The sequence below is a fragment of the Leifsonia sp. L25 genome, assembly GCF_050632895.1.
Genome location: NZ_JBODRZ010000004.1, coordinates 50454 through 66978 on the forward strand (window position 1 = coordinate 50454; position 16525 = coordinate 66978).

Consider the following 16525-nt stretch of genomic DNA (forward strand, 5'->3'; position numbering starts at 1 on the left):
GCATGCTAAGGGGATGCTCACCGAGGAACGCCGCGTCGAGGCGGCCACCGCACAGGATGGACGCTACCCGCGTCCGCAGCTCGTCCGTGCCGACTGGCTCGACCTCTCCGGCCCGTGGACCTTCGCCTTCGACGACGAGGACCGCGGGCGCCGGGAGCACTGGGAGTCGACCGGTGCCCTCCCCGGCGTCATCGAGGTGCCGTTCCCCTTCGAGTCGGAGGCGTCCGGCGTCGGCGACACGGGCTTCCACCCGGTCGTCTGGTACCAGCGCACCGTGCTGCGCGACGAGCTTCCCGCCGGCGAGCGGCTGCTGCTGAACCTCGGCGCCGTCGACCACGCCTGCGAGGTGTGGGTGGACGGCCGGTCGGCCGGCCGTCACGAGGGCGGCTCGACGCCGTTCTCCCTCGACATCACCGACCTCGTCGGCGACGACGACGTCTCGATCACCATCCGGGCCGAGGACGACCCGGCCGATGTGGCCCAGCCGCGCGGCAAGCAGGATTGGCGGCACCACCCGCACTCCATCTGGTACCACCGCACGACGGGCATCTGGCAGCCGGTGTGGCTGGAGGCGGCCCCGGCGGTGCGCGTCGAGCAACTGCACTGGGTGACCGACGTGCCCGCGGGTGAGGTGACCGCCCAGCTCCGGCTCAACCGGTCGGCGCCGGCCGGCAGCACCGTCCGCATCCGGGTCGCCCTGGGAGCGGAGTCGCTCGCGAGCGTCGAGACGAGCGTCGACGGCCGCGAGATCGAGGTGCCGTTCCGCATCCACCGCCAGAGCAACGGGCAGGCCTACGAGGAGCTGCTGTGGTCGCCCGCGCACCCGACGCTGCTCGATGCGAGCGTCGAGCTGCGGGTTCGGGATGCCGCGGGCGACCGCGTCCTGTCGTACTTCGGGCTGCGCTCGGCGTCGGTCGAGGGCGGCCGCTTCCTGCTCAACGACCGCCCCTTCTACGTGCGGTCGGTGCTCAATCAGGGCTACTGGCCGGAGTCGCACTCGGCCGCGCCGAGCGCCGACGCGCTGCGCGCGGAGGCGCAGCTCATCCTCGACCTGGGCTTCAACGCCACGCGGCTGCACCAGAAGTACGAGGACCCGCGCTTCCTGTTCTGGGCCGACAAGCTCGGCCTCCTGGTCTGGGGCGAGGCCCCGGCCGCCTATGCGTTCAGCCCGGAGGCGGTGCGCCGCAGCATCGCCGAGTGGTCCGCCATCCTCGACCGCGACCGGTCGCATCCCTCCATCGTGACCTGGGTGCCGCTGAACGAGAGCTGGGGCGTGCAGCACATCGCGCACGACGAGCGGATGGTGTCGTACGCCAAGGCGCTGGTGCACCTGACGAAGACGGTTGACCCGGGCCGGCCGGTGATCTCGAACGACGGCTGGGAGCACGCGGCCTCGGACATCCTCTCCATCCACGACTACGACCACGACCCGCAGCGGGTGGCCCAGCGGTACGCGACGCGTGAGGGCATCCTCGACGCGCCGTTCACGCTGCCGGGGCGCCGGCTCATCGTCGACCCCGCGCAGTCGACGGAGGCGCCGTTGATGCTCACCGAGTTCGGCGGCATCTCGTACACCGAGAACGGCCCGGAGGACGCGTGGGGCTACTCCACCGCGACCACCCAGGAGGACCTCGTCGAGCGGCTTCGCGCGCTCGTGGGCGCCGTGCGGGCCGCCGCGCCGCTCGCCGGCTACTGCTACACGCAGCTCGCCGACACCGGCCAGGAGACCAACGGTCTCGTCTTCGAGGACCGTCGGCCGAAGGCGCCGATCGAGCAGCTGCGCGCCATCTTCGGAGCCTGAGCGGGCGGTCGCGCCGCGGTCGGACGTCTGTCCGCGCGACCGCGGACGGCGTACCGTACGTGCCATGACCGACAGCTCAATCGCGGAAGAGCCGCTGACCGAGGCCGAGGTCGCCGGCCTCAGCGCGAAGACCGTCGCGCACGTCATCCACTACCGTCGCAAGACGTACGTGGCGAAGCCCTCCGAGGGGTACGCCCTGCTCAAGCGGGTGCGGACGCTGCTGCGCGACGGGACGACGGATCTGGTGCCGCTGGTGCACCGCGACGGCTTCGTGTGGCTGGCGGTCGGCCCCAGCATCCCGATCGCGATCGACGAGATCGAGACCGACGCCGGCCACAGCGAGAAGCACACGCTGAAGCGGCTCGGGCTCGACTGAGCCGTCGGCGGAAGCAGGTGGTCCCGACATGCCGTCACGCGGTCGGGCGTGACGGCATGTCGGGACCAGTGGATGCGCCGGCGGTCAGGCGCCGGAGGTCAGGCGCCGGCGGTGGGCACCAGGCTCGCGATCAGGGGTCTTCGCGGGCTTGGGCTTGACCACGACGGGCTTCTCGGCGACAGGGGTCCCGGCGACGGGCGCGGCGGCGACGGGCTTCTCCGCCGCAGGCGCGACCGGCAGCGCCGGCAGCGTCGGGACGGGAGCGGTCTCCGCCGGCCCTGCGGTCGTGGCGAACTCCTTCAGCCACGGCAGCAGGTCGGGGCCGAGGTCCTCGCGGGCGACCGCCAGCTGCACGATCGCCTTGAGGTAGTCGAGCCGGTCGCCGGTGTCATAGCGGCGGCCGCGGAAGATGACGCCGTGCACCCCACCCGTCCAGGCCGGAGCCGTCGCGAGGCCCTGCAGCGCATCCGTCAGGCTGGATCTCTCCGCCCTTGCCGGGCTCGGTCTTCTCGAGGATGTCGAAGATCTCCGGGCGCAGGACGTAGCGGCCGATGACCGCGTAGTTCGACGGGGCGTTCTCGCGGCTGGGCTTCTCGACCAGGCCGGTGATCCGCACCACGTCGTCGTCGTCGGTCGTGACGACGGCGGCGGCTCCGTAGAGGTGGATGGACTCCGGCGGCACCTCCATCAGGGCCACGACGGTCGTGTTGAGCGCGTGCTGCACCTCCAGCATGCGGGCGAGGAGCGGGTCGCGCGCGTCGATGATGTCGTCGCCGAGCAGCACCGCGAACGGCTCGTGCCCGATGTGCATCTTGGCGCGGAGCACCGCGTGGCCGAGCCCCTTCGGGTCGCCCTGGCGGACGTAGTGCATGTCGGCAAGGGAGGTGGAGTAGCTGACCTTGAGCAGCTTGTCCTGGTCGCCCTTCTTCTCGAGCGCGTCCTCCAGCTCGGCGTTGCGGTCGAAGTGGTTCTCGAGCGCGTTCTTGTTGCGGCCGGTCACCAGCAGCACGTCGTGGAGGCCGGAGGTGACGGCCTCCTCGACCACGTACTGGATGGCGGGCTTGTCGACGACCGGGAGCATCTCCTTCGGCATCGCCTTGGTGGCGGGGAGGAAGCGCGTGCCCAACCCCGCCGCCGGGATCACGGCCTTCGTCACGTAACTGGTCATGTCGGTTCTCCTTGAATCAGCGGGGTCAGCGGGGTCAGCGCACGGAGGCGAGCGCGGCGAGGTCGTCGGCGAGCGGCGCGCCCTCGGGCAGCGTGCCCATGGCGTAGACGCTCCAGCCCGCACGGTTCCACGCCGACGCGTCGAGGCAGTTGCGGCCGTCGATGACCGTGCGCCCGCGGACGATCCCGCCGAGCGCGGCCGGGTCGGCCGTCGTGAACTCGTCCCACTCGGTGAGCACGACCGTCAGGTCGGCGCCGGTCACGGCCTCCTCCATCGAATCCGCGTAGCCGAGGGTCGGATACAGCCGCTGCGCGTGTGCTGCGCGCCTGCGGGTCGTAGACCACGACCTGCGCACCGCGGAGGTGCAGCGCGGCGGCCACGTTGAGCGCGGGCGAGTCGCGCACGTCGTCGGTATGCGGCTTGAACGCCGCGCCGAGCACGCCGATCCGGCGGTTGAGCACCGAGCCGCCGAGCGCCTTCAGCGCCAGGTCGATCACGCGCTGGCGCCGCCCCATGTTGATCTCGTCGACCTGCTGGAGGAGTCCGACGGCCGCGTGCGCGCCCAGCTCGTTCGAGCGGTGCATGAGGGCGCGGATGTCCTTCGGGAGGCAGCCGCCGCCGAAGCCGAGGCCGGCGTTGAGGAACTGCCGCCCGATCCGCTTGTCGTGCCCGAGCGCGTCGGCGAGGAGGAGACATCCGCTCCCGCCGCGTCGCACACCTCGGCGATCGCGTTGATGAACGAGATCTTCGTCGCCAGGAGCGCGTTGGCGCTCACCTTCACGAGCTCCGCGGTCGGCAGGTCGGCGACGAGCACCGGCGAGCCCTCGGCGATCGGCTTCTCGTAGATGCGGCGGAGGGTGGCTTCGGCCTTGGCCGAGGTCCCGCCGAAGACGAGCCGGTCGGGAGAGAGGGTGTCCTCGACGGCCTTGCCCTCGCGGAGGAACTCGGGGTTCCAGACCACCTCGACGTCGATCCCGGCGGGAGCCGCGTCCGCGACGATCGCGCGGAGCCGCGCTCCGGTGCCGACGGGGACGGTGGACTTGCCGACGATGAGGCCGTCGTGCGTCAGGTTCTCGGCGATGCCGCGGGCCGCCGCCTCCACATAGGAGAGGTTGGCGGCGAACGAACCCGACTGCTGCGGGGTGCCGACGCAGATGAAGTGGACGTCCGAGACGGCGACCGCCTCGGCCAGGTCGGTGGTGAACGTCAGGCGGCCGGCCGCCACGTTCTTGCGGATGAGCTCGGGAAGGCCGGGCTCGAAGAAGGGAGCGCGTCCCTCCTTCAGCTCCTCCACCTTGTGCGGGTCGGTGTCGACACCGACCACGTCGAAGCCCAGCTCGGCCATGGCGGCGGCGTGCGTCGCCCCCAGGTAGCCGGTGCCGATGACACTGAGGCGCGGGGCGGGCTGGTCCTTGATCTTCTTCGGAGCGGTCATGACGATCGTCCTTTCTTTGTCTGGTGGAGAACTCAGGAGGCGGGGGTGAGGGCGAAGTCGTCCTCCGGCCGGGTGATCCCCGTGATGAAGGCCGAGAGCGAGTCCGCCCGGGAGTCGATGCGCCAGTCGTTGGTGGCGCGCACGCCCTCCACGTAGCTGGTGACCGCGAGGTTGAACCACGAGAACCCGATGATGTCGTCGTTCTCCGGCTTGCCGAGCGCTTGGAAGAAGGAGGTGATCCAGGCGGCCTTGTGGCCCTCCGTCTCCGACGCCCCCACCTCGGCGAGCATGATGGGCTTCTTCGTGATCGACCGGAGCTTGTCCAGGCTCGCCTTGAACGTGTAGTCGAAGCTGAAGTCGTTGTCCGCCTTGTAGGGCGGGCGGAGGTAGCCGGAGAGGCCGACCCAGTCGACGTAGTCGTCGCCCGGAGTAGAGCGCCTCGAGGTAGCCGGGGGCCTTGTGCGACGCGGGGAGGTTGTTGACGATGTTCGGCGCCCACACCCACATGACCAGGCTGTTCGCGCCCTCCTGCTGGAAGATGTCGTGGACGTGCCGCCACATCTTCACATAGTCGCCGACGTTGTTGCCGTTGATGGAGTTGCCCTTGCCGTCGGTCTCGGACCACGGGTACCAGATGCCGTTCATCTCGTGGTCGAGGCGGACGGCGAGCGGCAGGCCGGTGGCCACGATGTCCTTCGCGTACTGGTGCAGGTAGGCGTCGAAGTCGCCGCGGATGATGTTGGGCAGCGAGTACTCCGGCGCGTTCACGGCGTCGTTGCGGGCGTCGATCGGCCGCGACTCCCAGGTCATCATGGGCAGGCGCCCCTGCTGCCAGGCGCGGGTGACCGCGTTGGCGCGGAATGTCTCGTCCCAGCCGCTGAAGTAGCCGACGACGTTCGGCGAGACGCCGACCTTCGCGCTGGTGGCGTCGAAGGTGGCCCAGTTGAACGGGGCTTGCTCGGTGTACATGCCGTAGTAGCGCTTGGCCGGGGTGAGCAGCTCGGCACGCGAGGGCGCGGTGATCGGGACGGCCGGGGTGCCCGCGCCGCCGCCGGAGCCCGAGCCCGAGCCGCCCGTGTGACCGCTCGCGACAGACGAGCCGGCGGAGGAGGAGCCCACGCTGCCCTTCGCCTGCGCGGCGGCGAGCTGGGCCTGCACACTGGAGAGCCGGCCCTCGGCCGCCGCCGCCTTCTGCTGGGCGGTGGCGAGCTGCCGCGCGGTGGCGGCCTGCGCCGCGAGCGACGCCTTCTGGAGGGCGGTCAGCTTGCCCTTCTGCGAGGCGATCGTCTCGGTGGCGCGCTGGAGGTTCTTCTTCAGCTCGGCGTTCTGGGCCGCGTACGGAGTGACGACAGTGGCGGCCTCGTCGACCGCCTTGCGCAGCGGCTCACCGGTCGGCGACACCCACACGTAGGCGGAGATGCCGACCAGCACGGCCGTGAGGACGATCGCCGCGCCGGCGGTGGCCTGCGAACAGGACTTGGACTGGGACCACCAGGCGGCGGTACGGGAGGGGCGGTCTGGCTAGACAAGGAAGAGAGCCTCCAGGGTCAGGATCGCGATGCCGATCAGGTACGGGATGGCGGCGAGCGGGTTCAGGCGTCGCCGCTTCTTGGCGGCGGGCGCGGGAGCGGGGGCGGCGGAGGCCGCCGCCTTCGCTTCGGCCCGGGTGGCCAGCTGGGTGCGGGTCGCGAGCGCGGTCGCGGTCGTCATGCCGCCGACCGAGTCGGGCAGGACGGGCGCACTGTGGCCGGACGGAACGGCGGACGACGTGTGCTGCGCGATCTCCTCCTCGGAGCTGATCTCGCCGGGGCCGCCGGAGTAGGCGCCCGCGCGGGTGCCCCATCCACTGGCGTGCGCCATCCGGAAGAACCCGATCAGGCGGATCGGCATGAGGAAGAACGTCGAGACGATGATGAACACCGGCAGACGGAAGAAGTCGCTCGGCTTCTCGGAGAGGTGGCGGATCTGGCGGATCGACATGCTGATCACCGACGACGCGACCATCAGCGCCACCACGGTGAGGATGCCGCCCTCGATGCCGTAGGACTTCAGGAAGCCCTCGTAGAAGTTGTAGCCGCCGCCGGTGATCGAACGGTAGATCCAGCCGCCGATGACGCCCGCCAGCATGAACGGCAGGATGATGTCCATCACGAAGAAGAACGCCAGCACCGGGGCGTGCCCGAGCATCCAGGGCAGCATCCGGAGGGTGTTGTACTGGCTGCCGCGCGCCCAGCGCAGCTGCTGCTTGAAGAGCTTCTTCACCTTCAGCGGGGCGTCCGTGTAGACCAGGCTGGTGTGCTGGTAGACGGTGCGGTAGCCCTCCTTCAGCGTGAGGTTCGTGAGCGTGCGGTCGTCGGAGACCTCGAGGAAGACGCCGAGGAACCTCTCGGTCATGAACTTGTCCATGACCCGCATCAGGATCGAGCGACGGAAGGCGATCGTGCGGCCGGGGAGGCAGCCGATCTGGCCGACGACGCTCTGCGCCGGCATCGAGTAGAGCGCCCGGGAGTTCTCCAGCCAGTCCGCCCAACGGGTGATCCAGCTGCGGGTGGGCTCCAGGATGCGCTGCTTGGTCGTGACGCCGCCCACGCGCTCGTCGGCGAACGGCTTGACGAGCTCGGCCAGCGTGCCGTCGGTCCAGATGGTGTCGGAGTCGACGAGCACGGTGATCTCGCCGTTCGACATCTTGGTGCCGATCATGACCGCGTTGCGCTTGCCGGGGATGGGGGTGTGCACCCAGCGGACGAGCGGCGCGAACTCCTCGCACACCTCGGCGAGCTCGGGGTTCGGTGCGCCGTTGATGACGACGATGATCTCGCCCGGCTTCTGCTCGACCATGCGGCCGAGCACGTCGCGGAACAGGTCGAGCGGTTCATCCACCACGGGGACGACGACGCTGGTCGTGCCGTGGAACTCGCCGGTGTAGCCGCGGTAGCGGCGCGACATGAGCACCTTGACGATCCAGATGACCCAGATCAGGGCGGAGTAGATGGCGAAGAGGTAGAACTCGGGGTGCCCGCCGAGCATGTGGCGGAGCTGTAACAGGAAGATGAACACGGACGGGACCTCTCACGTGGTGGGTGGGGGTGGCATCCGCGGCGCTGGGGATCTGGACAGGTCGGGTTCGGGTGAGGACAGTTCTACGGGGTGCGGGTCGCGGCCCGCAAGTGGGGGTCGAACCCCTCGTTTCCGCGTGTCGCACCGTCCCCCGGACAGGGGTGTCCGCCGTCCGGCGGACACCCGCCGGAGCGCGACGCGCCGATGCCTCCGGCCGAGCCAAGCCGAGGAAAACGCCAGCTCAGAGGACGAATATTCGCAGGAATCGTGCCGTCCGGCTCGGCGGATTCGACGCGCCCGAGATGCCTGGATTCTGTACCCCGATACCACCGCCTGAATGCATGCTTTGAAAGTTACGAACTGTTACAGGTGCGACACATGCCGTTCACATTCACGCCGCCGACGGGACACCGGGAATAGCGCGGGGAGGTCCATGCGTTGGTATCGATATAGCCCGGCAATGGAGCCGATCCCCTACCACGCATCGCACGAAGGAGACCCATGTCCATCGCCGAAACCAGCTCGCGCAGCGCCGACACGTCCGCGCCGCTGCTGCCCGTGCTCGCGGACCGCTGGAGCCCGCGCTCCTTCGACCCGGCCATCGGGATCGACGACCTGACGCTGCGCTCGGCGCTCGAGGCGGCCCGCTGGTCGCCCTCCGCGGGCAACACCCAGCCGTGGCGCTTCATCGTGGCGCGGCGCGGGAGCGAGGCCTTCGACACGATCGTCGCGAACCTGGCGGGCTTCAACACCGTCTGGGCCGCATCCGCCGCCGTACTCATCGTCGCGGTCGCGGAGGTCATCACGGCCGACGGCGCCGAGCAGCGCTGGGCCACCTACGACCTGGGTCAGGCCGTGGCGCACCTGAGCATCCAGGCCCACCACGACGGCCTCCACGCACACCAGATGGGCGGCTTCGACCCCGAGGGCCTGCGCACGGCGTTCGGCCTCGAGGAGCGGTTCGTTCCCGTCTCGGTCACCGCGCTCGGCGCGCTGGGGGACGCGGAGGCGCTGCCCGAGCCGCTGCGCACGCGCGAGACGCAGCCGCGCACCCGCCGGCCGCTCGACGAGATCGTCACGATCCACGCCTGAGACGCCGAAGGCGCCCGCCGGGATCCTCCCGGCGGGCGCCTCTGCGTTCACACGCTACGGACGCACCAGCGTCTTGATCGCGCGGCGCTCATCCATCGCGGCGTACGCCTCGCCGATCTCGTCGAGCGGCACCTCGAGGTCGAACACCTTGCCGGGCTCGATCGCGCCGGACCAGACGTCCTGCAGCAGCTCCTCGACGTAGTTGCGCACGGGCGCGACGCCCGCCGTTCACGCCGATGTTGTTCTGGAACAGCGGGCGGACGGGCAGCTCGGGGCCGCCGTTCGGGACGCCGACGTAGCCGACCATGCCCGCCCGGGCGGGCCGACCGGATCGCCTGGTCCATCGACTCCTTGGTGCCGACGGCCTCCAGCACGCAGTCGGCGCCGATCCCGTCGAGCAGCTCCTTGACGGCCGCGACTCCGGCGTCGCCGCGTTCGGCGACGATGTCCGTCGCGCCGAACTCGCGGGCCAGCGCCTGACGCGTCTCGTGGCGCGACGATCGCGATGATGCGGGGAGGCGCCGAGCTCGCGCCGACGCGAGCACCGCGCACAGCCCGACCGCGCCGTCGCCGACCACGACAACGGTGCTGCCCTCGGTGACCCCGGCGGAGACCGCGGCGTGGTGCCAGGTGCCCATCACATCCGACAGCGTCAGCAGACTCGGGATGAGCTCGGCGCGCGGATACTCGGGCGTCGCCACGAGGGAGCCATCGGCGTGCGGGACGCGGACGCGCTCGCCCTGGCCGCCGTCGGCGAAGCCGCCGATGCGGTCGTCGGAGCACCCACCAGCCGCCGTGCAGGCACGAGGTGCTGACGCCGTTCTTGCAGTTCACGCAGGTCATGTCGCAGTCGTAGAACGGCGCGATGACGAAGTCGCCGGGCTTGATCGTGCGCACCTCGGCGCCGACCTCCTCGACCACGCCGACGAACTCGTGACCGATCGCTGGTGCGGCTGCTTCGTCGGCGTCACGCCGCGGTACGGCCACAAGTCGCTTCCGCAGACGCAGGCGGCGACGACGCGGACGACGGCGTCGAGGCCGTCGGCGCCGGAGCCGGTGTACAGGGTGGGTTCGGGGACTTCTTCGAGGCGCACATCGCGCTCTCCGTGGATGACTGCAGCACGCATGGTTCGAGCCTACGCGCACGGAGGGCGCCGCCTGCTCGCGGACGGCGCCCTGTGGACGACCGGGACTACCTCGCGCACGGCCTCGATGGCGAGGTGGTCGGTCTCGCGGTCGAGGTCGACGCGCACCAGGTCGCCGTCGCGGACCTCGCCCGCCAGCAGCGCGGTCGCGAGACGGTCCTCGATCTCGCGCTGCATCAGCGCGGCGCAGCGGACGCGCCCCGTAGATCGGGTCGTACCCGCGCTCGGCGAGCCAGGCGCCGCGCATCCGGGGTGACCGCCAGCTCCAGCCGCCGCTCGGCGAGCCGGGCCATCAGCCGGTCGATGCCCAGCTCGACGATCTCGCCCAGCTCCGTCCTTGGCTCAGCGCCGAGAACACGACGATGTCGTCGAGGCGGTTCACGAACTCCGGCTTGAAGGCCTGGCGGACCATCTGCAGCACCGCCTCCTCGCTTCTCGGTCTCGTTCAGCGTCGGGTCGACCAGGTACTGGCTGCCGAGGTTCGAGGTGAGGATGAGGATGGTGTTGCGGAAGTCGACCGTGCGGCCCTGGCCGTCGGTCAGCCGTCCGTCGTCGAGCACCTGCAGCAGCACGTCGAACACCTCGGGGTGCGCCTTCTCGACCTCGTCGAGCAGGATCACCGAGTAGGGGCGACGGCGCACGGCCTCGGTCAGCTGGCCGCCCTGCTCGTAGCCGACGTACCCGGGAGGCGCACCGACCAGGCGCGAGACGGAGAACTTCTCTCCGTACTCGCTCATGTCGATGCGGACCATCGCCTTCTCGTCGTCGAACAGGAACGCGGCGAGCGCCTTGGCGAGCTCGGTCTTGCCGACGCCGGTCGGGCCGAGGAACAGGAACGAGCCCGTCGGCCGTCCGGGGTCGGAGATGCCCGCCCGGGTGCGGCGCACCGCATCGGACACCGCCTGCACGGCCTTCTTCTGGCCGATGATGCGGCGGCCCAGCTCGTACTCCAGGTGCAGCAGCTTCTCGGTCTCGCCCTGGGTGAGGCGATCGACGGGGATGCCCGTCCACGCGGCCACCACGGCGGCGATGTCGTCGGCGGTGACCTGCTCGTTCACCATGCGCGGGTGGTCGTGCTCCGCCTGCTCGGCCTCCGCCAGCTCGCGCTCGATGTCCGGGGATGGTCTCGTACTCGATGCGTGGACGCCTCCTGGTACCGGCCGTCGCGCAGCGCGAGGTCGCGGCTCGTCTTGGCCTCCTCCAGCTGCGACCGCAGCTCGCCGACGCGGTTCAGCGACGGCCTTCTCGGCGCGCCACCGGGCCTGCAGCTCCTCGAGCTCGGCTTCCTGCTCCCGCAGCCGCTCGCCGCAGCTGCTCCAGGCGCTCCTTGCTGGCCTCGTCCTTCTCCTTCTTGAGGGCGAACTCCTCCAGCTTCATCCGCTCGACCTGGCGCTGCAGCGTGTCGATCTCGACCGGGGCCGAGTCGATCTCCATCTTGAGCCGGCGAGGCGGCCTCGTCGATCAGGTCGATCGCCTTGTCCGGCAGCTGGCGCGCGGTGATGTAGCGGTTGGAGAGGGAGGCCGCGGCGACCAGCGCGGAGTCCTCGATGGTCACGCCGTGGTGCGCCTCGTACCGGCCCTTGAGCCCGCGCAGGATGGCGACCGGTGTCCTCGACGGACGGCTCGCCGACGTAGACCTGCTGGAAGCGGCGCTCGAGGGCCGCATCCTTCTCGATGAACTCGCGGTACTCGTTGAGCGTGGTCGCGCCGATCAGCCGCAGCTCACCGCGGGCGAGCATCGGCTTCAGCATGTTGGACGCCGCGACGGATCCTTCGCCCCCGCCTGCGCCCATCAGGATGTGGAGCTCGTCGACGAAGGTGATGATCTCGCCCTTCGGCGTCGTTGATCTCCTTGAGGACGGCCTTCAGCCGCTCCTCGAACTGGCCGCGGTACATCGCACCGGCGACGAGGGCGGAGAGGTCGAGCGCGACCAGCTGCTTGCCCTTGAGCGAGTCGGCGACGTCCCCGGCGACGATGCGCTGGGCGAGGCCCTCGACGACCGCCGTCTTGCCGACGCCGGGCTCGCCGATGAGCACGGGGTTGTTCTTGGTGCGGCGGGTCAGCACCTGGCTGACGCGCCGGATCTCGGCGTCCCGCCCGATGACCGGGTCGAGCTTGCCGCTCTTGGCGATCTCCGTGAGGTTGACGCCGTACTGTTCGAGAGCGCTCTTCGCCTCCTCTTGCGTGGAGGGCGCACCCTGCATGTTCGCCATGTGGTTCCTTCCCATTTCGTTGTGGGCAAAGCTTGAGTCTACAAGGCTCAACTTTGTCGAGGGAAGCGGAATTCCCGAAATGAGAGGAAATCGTGGCCGGGCAGGGTGCGCCCCGGCGTCAGCCCTCGAGGAGACGCGCGGCCCGCGAGCCCGGCCCGGCGGCGACGGGGGACCGCCGCGACGATCAGCCCGGCGACGGCGAGGGCCGCGCTCAGATACAGCCCGGGGCGGAAGTGCTCGAGCTGCGCCGCAGCACCGGCACCGGCCGGCGCCGCCCCGGCGATCAGGGCGGAGGTGACGGCGAGCGCGAGCGCCCCACCGACCTGGGAGCTCGTCTGCACCAGCCCAGCCGCGAGACCCTGCTCGTCGTCGGTCACACCGGTCGTCGCCTGCACCTGGATGGACGGGAACCCGATCCCGAACCCGATGCCCAGCAGGAGCACCGGCGGCAGGATGTCGACCGCGTACACCGGCGCCGTGCCGAGCCGCAGGAACAGCAGGTACCCCGCCGAGAGGGACGCCAGCCCGAGGACGATCAGCGGCGTCGGCCCGCAGCGGTCGATCAGCCGATCGGTGAACGGTGCGCTGAACGCCACGACGAGGCCGGTGGGCAGGAGCGCCAGGGCCATGCCCAGCGGGGACCAGCCGAGGACGTCCTGCAGGTAGAGCGTGAGCACGAACTGGAAGGAGACGTACGAGCCGAAGAGGGTGATCGCGGCAAGGTTCGCGCGGAGGACCGAGGCGACCCGGAAGATGCCGAAGCGGATGAGCGGGTGCCGCACCCGCACTTCGACGACCACGAACACCCCGAGCAGCAGGGCTGCCAGCACGAACCCGAGGACGGTCTGCAGCGATCCCCAGCCGGCGCCGGGAGCCGAGACCACGGTGTAGACGAGCACCAGCATCCGAGGGCAGCGTCACCGCGCCGGCGATGTCGTGTCCCGCGCCGCGCTCACGCGCATCCTTCGGCACGAAGAAGAAGCCGAGCACGAGCGCGAGGAGCGCAAGCGGCACCGAGAACAGGAACGTCCAGCGCCAGCTGAGGCGTGGTCATCAGCCCGCTCATGATGAGGCCGAGCGAGAACCCGCTCGCGGCGAACGTGGTGAAGATCGAGATGGCGCGGTTGCGCTCCGGGCCCTCCTCGAAGTTCGTCGTGATCAAGCGAAAAGGCCGCGGGCGCGGTGAATGCGGCCGCTACGCCCTTCACGAAGCGGCTGGCGATGAGCAGGCCCGCGTCGGCCGAGAGTCCGCCGGCGAGAGAGGCGACGAGTGAAGACGCCGAGCGCGACCAGGAGCACGGTGCGCCGGCCGAGCAGGTCGGCGAGCCGGCCGCCGAGCAGCAGGAGGCTGCCGTAGCCGAGGACGTAGCCGGGAGACGATCCACTGCAGGGAGCCGGTGTCGAGGCCCAGCTCCTTGCCGATGGAGGGCAGGGCGACGCCGACCATGGAGACGTCGAGGCCGTCGAGAGCGATGACGATGCAGGTGGCGAGCAGCAGGAGCCAGCGCGCCCGGCTCCAGCGCACGCGGACGCGCTCGGGGCTCATGGCGCCGGGCCGGACGGCGGGGCGGGATGCGGTATCGGAGTTCAGCACGAAGGCAACTCTATGACACGGAATAGATTGTGTCAGCAACCTATGCACATTCATCGAAATCACATCCAACGCGAGGTATCGTGAAGACATGAACACGCAGGTGGATGTGGCGGCCTGCTGGCGCGAGCTGCAGGGCCTCTACCTCAGCACCGCCGCCGAACTGGACCGCACCCTGCAGCAGAGCGTGCAGCTCGGGCTGAGCGAGTACGAGGTGCTCGACCTCGTCGCCGGCTACGCCCACGACGAGTGCACCATGCGCAACCTGGTCGACCTGATGCCGATGACCCAGAGCGCCCTCTCCCGCATCGTCGACCGCCTGGTGAAGGCCGGCCTCGTGGAGCGGAACACGTGCGACTACGACCGTCGCGCCCTGTTCGTCGGCATCACACCGGCCGGCACGACCGTCCACGCGGAGGCGAAGCGCACCTACGACGGACTGCTCGAGAAGGCGCTCTCCGGCGCCGCCCCTCAGCCCGCCCAGTGACCGGCCGAGGCAGTACCCTGTCGTCATGATCGACCCCGCCGATGTGCGCGTCGTGCTCATGGACGGCGAGACCGCCGCGACCCTGGCTCAGGTGCTGCCCCTCCTGCTGCTCACCCTCATGGTCGAGCTGCGCCGGGTGGAGGTGCACCGGCGCGGGCACAGCGTGCGGCTGACGCGGGCACTGCTCGGGGTGTTCTTCCTCGCGTTCGGCGTGGTCGAGACGGTGTTCGTGCTCTCGATCGACGGCCAGTTCATCCCGTTCACGTGGAGCGACCTCATCGCCGCCCTCAGCATCTTCGCGCTGATCGCGCTGCTCTTCGTGCTCTCGCTCCTCGACTCCCCCGAGCACCGGAAGCAGCACCAGCGCCCCTCCCCCGACGCGAACAATTCCTGAGTTCTTCGCCCCGACACGCGGTCGGAGGCCCGAAGAACTCAGGAATTGTCGGCTTGGGGCTAGCGCGCGGCGGGGTCGCGGTCGTCGACGTTCGGCGGAGCGGCGGCGTCGAGCTCCTCGGGCAGTTCGAGCGGGCGGCGCGTGTAGTACCCGCGCGCCTTGCGGTAGAAGAGCGCGATCGGCACGACGCCGAGCACGATCAGCCCGAGCCCCAGCACGTTGACCACGATGGCGTCGTCCTGGAAGTTCTGCACGATGCCGAGCACGAAGATCACGCCCATGAAGATCGCCCCGAGCGCCGGCCACAGCCCGATCAGGATGAAGTTCTTGGCCGACTTCATCAGCACCCGCCGGTAGGCGACCACCACGGCGACGCCCGCGAGCGTGTAGTAGAAGGCGATCTGGATGCCGATGGACGCGATCGCGTTCGTCATGATGTCGCCGACATTGCCGATGAAGTTCGAGCCGACGAACAGCACGATCGACACGCCCACGATGACCAGCGTCGCGAAGGCCGGCGTCTTCCACTTGGGGTGGATGCGGCCGAAGGCCTTCGGGATGGTGTGGTCGCGGCCCATGGAGAACAGCGTGCGGGTGACCTGGATGAGCGTCGTCTCCAGCGTGGCGATGGTGGAGAGCGCCACCGCGACCACCAGGATCTTGCCGCCGATGCCCGGCCATACCGCGTCGCCCAGCACCGAGAGGATGTTGGCGCTGTTGGCCTCGATCGTCTTCGCCGGCAGGATGACCATGGTCGCGATCGTGAAGATCTCGAACAGCAGGAAGACGATGATGACGCCGATGATGCCGGCGGAGCCCGCGTTCTTGTGACCGTCCTTGGTCTCCTCGTTGAGGTTGGCCGCGACATCCCAGCCCCAGAAGTAGAAGGCGGCGATCAGCGCGGCCGAGACGAAGACGCCCTGGCCGGTGAGGTGCTGGAAGCCCAGCCAGTCCCACGAGAACGACGGACCGGCGTGGCTGGCGGTGGTCGCCCGCACGATCATGAGCACGGCGAAGAAGATCAGGATGCCGACCTCGATGACGGACATGATCCACTGCGCGCGGGCGGTGACGTGCACCCCGAACAGCACGCACGCCGCCATCACGAGGAACCAGAGGGCGCCGACGCCGGTGATGAGCGGCACGTTGCCCGCCTGCTCCGGCGCGAAGAGGGTGACGGTCATCGCGCCGGCGGGCAGCGCACCCGCGACCATGAAGATCGTGGCCGAGATGACGAGCGCCCAGCCCGACAGGAAGCCGAGGATGGGGTGCAGCGCCCGCGCGACCCACGAGTAGGCCGCGCCCGCGTTCACGTCGAGGCGGCCGAGGTACAGGAGCGCCCACGCGATGCCGAGCATCGGGATGCCGCACCAGAGCAGCGCGGCGGGGGCGCCGAGGGCGGCGGCTCCGACGAGCGTCGCCGTGGTGGCGGCGATGGAGTACGCGGGAGCGCTTCCCGCGACGGCCATCACGATCGAGCCGGCGGCGCTGACGCCGTCCGCCTTCAGGGCGTCGTGGTTCTCTCCCGGGGTGTGCTCGGTGCCGCCGTGCGGGGCATCCGGCCGGGAACTGATCTGCGTCATTGCTCTCCCTGGCTGAAGGGTCGCGGGTACGGCGGAATCGGGTGCCACGCCGTTGTGCGACAGGGGGACGTTAGCAACATCCGCCGCCGAGAACAAGCACATTACGACGGAATCGGTTGTGAATTCGTTCAACGGGGCCTGAAAGCGTTGCCGATTCTCCCATCCGCGACGGAAGAAGTCGC

Annotated in this window: 9 protein-coding genes and 5 pseudogenes; 5 read left to right on the top strand and 9 right to left on the bottom strand. The window is 70.0% G+C overall.

Annotated features, from left to right (window positions below):
* The first annotated feature begins 13 nt into the window (after nucleotides 1-13).
* Complete coding sequence (locus ACRAWC_RS20685) at nucleotides 14-1801, top strand: glycoside hydrolase family 2 protein (protein ID WP_431245841.1); 1788 nt, start codon at nucleotides 14-16, stop codon at nucleotides 1799-1801.
* 64 nt (nucleotides 1802-1865) lie between these two features.
* Complete coding sequence (locus ACRAWC_RS20690) at nucleotides 1866-2177, top strand: hypothetical protein (protein ID WP_431245842.1); 312 nt, start codon at nucleotides 1866-1868, stop codon at nucleotides 2175-2177.
* Nucleotides 2178-2465: 288 nt separating this feature from the next.
* On the opposite strand, the pseudogene galU reads toward ACRAWC_RS20690, so the two are convergent.
* The 4 genes and pseudogenes from galU to ACRAWC_RS20710 all read right to left on the bottom strand — a co-directional run.
* Nucleotides 2466-3345: pseudogene (gene galU / locus ACRAWC_RS20695) on the bottom strand (UTP--glucose-1-phosphate uridylyltransferase GalU); the annotation flags it as partial.
* A 34-nt stretch (nucleotides 3346-3379) separates the two neighbouring features.
* Nucleotides 3380-4780, bottom strand: a pseudogene (locus ACRAWC_RS20700) (UDP-glucose dehydrogenase family protein).
* A gap of 540 nt (nucleotides 4781-5320) precedes the next feature.
* Nucleotides 5321-5749 (bottom strand): annotated as a pseudogene (locus tag ACRAWC_RS20705) (glycoside hydrolase family 26 protein); the annotation flags it as partial.
* A 552-nt stretch (nucleotides 5750-6301) separates the two neighbouring features.
* The gene (locus ACRAWC_RS20710; protein ID WP_431245846.1) at nucleotides 6302-7837 is read right to left on the bottom strand and encodes a glycosyltransferase family 2 protein; all 1536 of its coding nucleotides are present in this window, start codon (nucleotides 7835-7837) and stop codon (nucleotides 6302-6304) included.
* Between the two features lie 501 nt (nucleotides 7838-8338).
* Between ACRAWC_RS20710 and ACRAWC_RS20715 the strand changes: the two genes are divergently transcribed.
* Nucleotides 8339-8929 carry a nitroreductase family protein gene (locus ACRAWC_RS20715; protein ID WP_431245847.1) on the top strand — a complete coding sequence of 197 codons (591 nt, stop codon included), beginning with the start codon at nucleotides 8339-8341 and terminating at the stop codon, nucleotides 8927-8929.
* A 54-nt stretch (nucleotides 8930-8983) separates the two neighbouring features.
* Here ACRAWC_RS20715 and ACRAWC_RS20720 read toward each other — a convergent pair.
* From ACRAWC_RS20720 to ACRAWC_RS20735, 4 genes and pseudogenes are all read right to left on the bottom strand, one after another.
* A pseudogene (locus ACRAWC_RS20720) lies at nucleotides 8984-10056 on the bottom strand (zinc-dependent alcohol dehydrogenase family protein).
* Between the two features lie 9 nt (nucleotides 10057-10065).
* A pseudogene (locus ACRAWC_RS20725) lies at nucleotides 10066-12288 on the bottom strand (ATP-dependent Clp protease ATP-binding subunit).
* Nucleotides 12289-12335: 47 nt separating this feature from the next.
* Nucleotides 12336-13193, bottom strand: coding sequence for an MFS transporter (locus ACRAWC_RS20730; RefSeq protein WP_431349542.1), 858 nt, complete (start codon nucleotides 13191-13193; stop codon nucleotides 12336-12338).
* A gap of 299 nt (nucleotides 13194-13492) precedes the next feature.
* Nucleotides 13493-13882: a hypothetical protein gene (locus tag ACRAWC_RS20735; RefSeq protein ID WP_431349543.1), complete on the bottom strand. Its 390-nt coding sequence runs from the start codon at nucleotides 13880-13882 to the stop codon at nucleotides 13493-13495.
* Nucleotides 13883-13970: 88 nt separating this feature from the next.
* On the opposite strand from ACRAWC_RS20735, the gene ACRAWC_RS20740 reads away from it, so the two are divergent.
* Both ACRAWC_RS20740 and ACRAWC_RS20745 read left to right on the top strand, forming a co-directional pair.
* Nucleotides 13971-14366: a MarR family winged helix-turn-helix transcriptional regulator gene (locus ACRAWC_RS20740; protein ID WP_431349544.1), complete on the top strand. Its 396-nt coding sequence runs from the start codon at nucleotides 13971-13973 to the stop codon at nucleotides 14364-14366.
* 25 nt (nucleotides 14367-14391) lie between these two features.
* Nucleotides 14392-14760, top strand: coding sequence for a hypothetical protein (locus ACRAWC_RS20745; protein ID WP_431219189.1), 369 nt, complete (start codon nucleotides 14392-14394; stop codon nucleotides 14758-14760).
* A 59-nt stretch (nucleotides 14761-14819) separates the two neighbouring features.
* Here the strand turns inward: ACRAWC_RS20745 and ACRAWC_RS20750 are convergent, their stop codons facing one another.
* Nucleotides 14820-16343 (bottom strand): APC family permease, encoded by a 1524-nt coding sequence (locus ACRAWC_RS20750; RefSeq protein WP_431349545.1) that lies wholly within the window; start codon nucleotides 16341-16343, stop codon nucleotides 14820-14822.
* Between the last annotated feature and the right edge of the window lie 182 nt (nucleotides 16344-16525).

Coding starts and splice junctions, on each gene's coding strand:
- ACRAWC_RS20685 (WP_431245841.1), top strand. CDS start 14: ATGCTCACCGAGGAACGCCGCGTCGAGGCGGCCACCGCACAGGATGGA.
- ACRAWC_RS20690 (WP_431245842.1), top strand. CDS start 1,866: ATGACCGACAGCTCAATCGCGGAAGAGCCGCTGACCGAGGCCGAGGTC.
- ACRAWC_RS20715 (WP_431245847.1), top strand. CDS start 8,339: ATGTCCATCGCCGAAACCAGCTCGCGCAGCGCCGACACGTCCGCGCCG.
- ACRAWC_RS20730 (WP_431349542.1), bottom strand. CDS start 13,193: ATGCTGGTGCTCGTCTACACCGTGGTCTCGGCTCCCGGCGCCGGCTGG.
- ACRAWC_RS20740 (WP_431349544.1), top strand. CDS start 13,971: ATGAACACGCAGGTGGATGTGGCGGCCTGCTGGCGCGAGCTGCAGGGC.
- ACRAWC_RS20745 (WP_431219189.1), top strand. CDS start 14,392: ATGATCGACCCCGCCGATGTGCGCGTCGTGCTCATGGACGGCGAGACC.
- ACRAWC_RS20750 (WP_431349545.1), bottom strand. CDS start 16,343: ATGACGCAGATCAGTTCCCGGCCGGATGCCCCGCACGGCGGCACCGAG.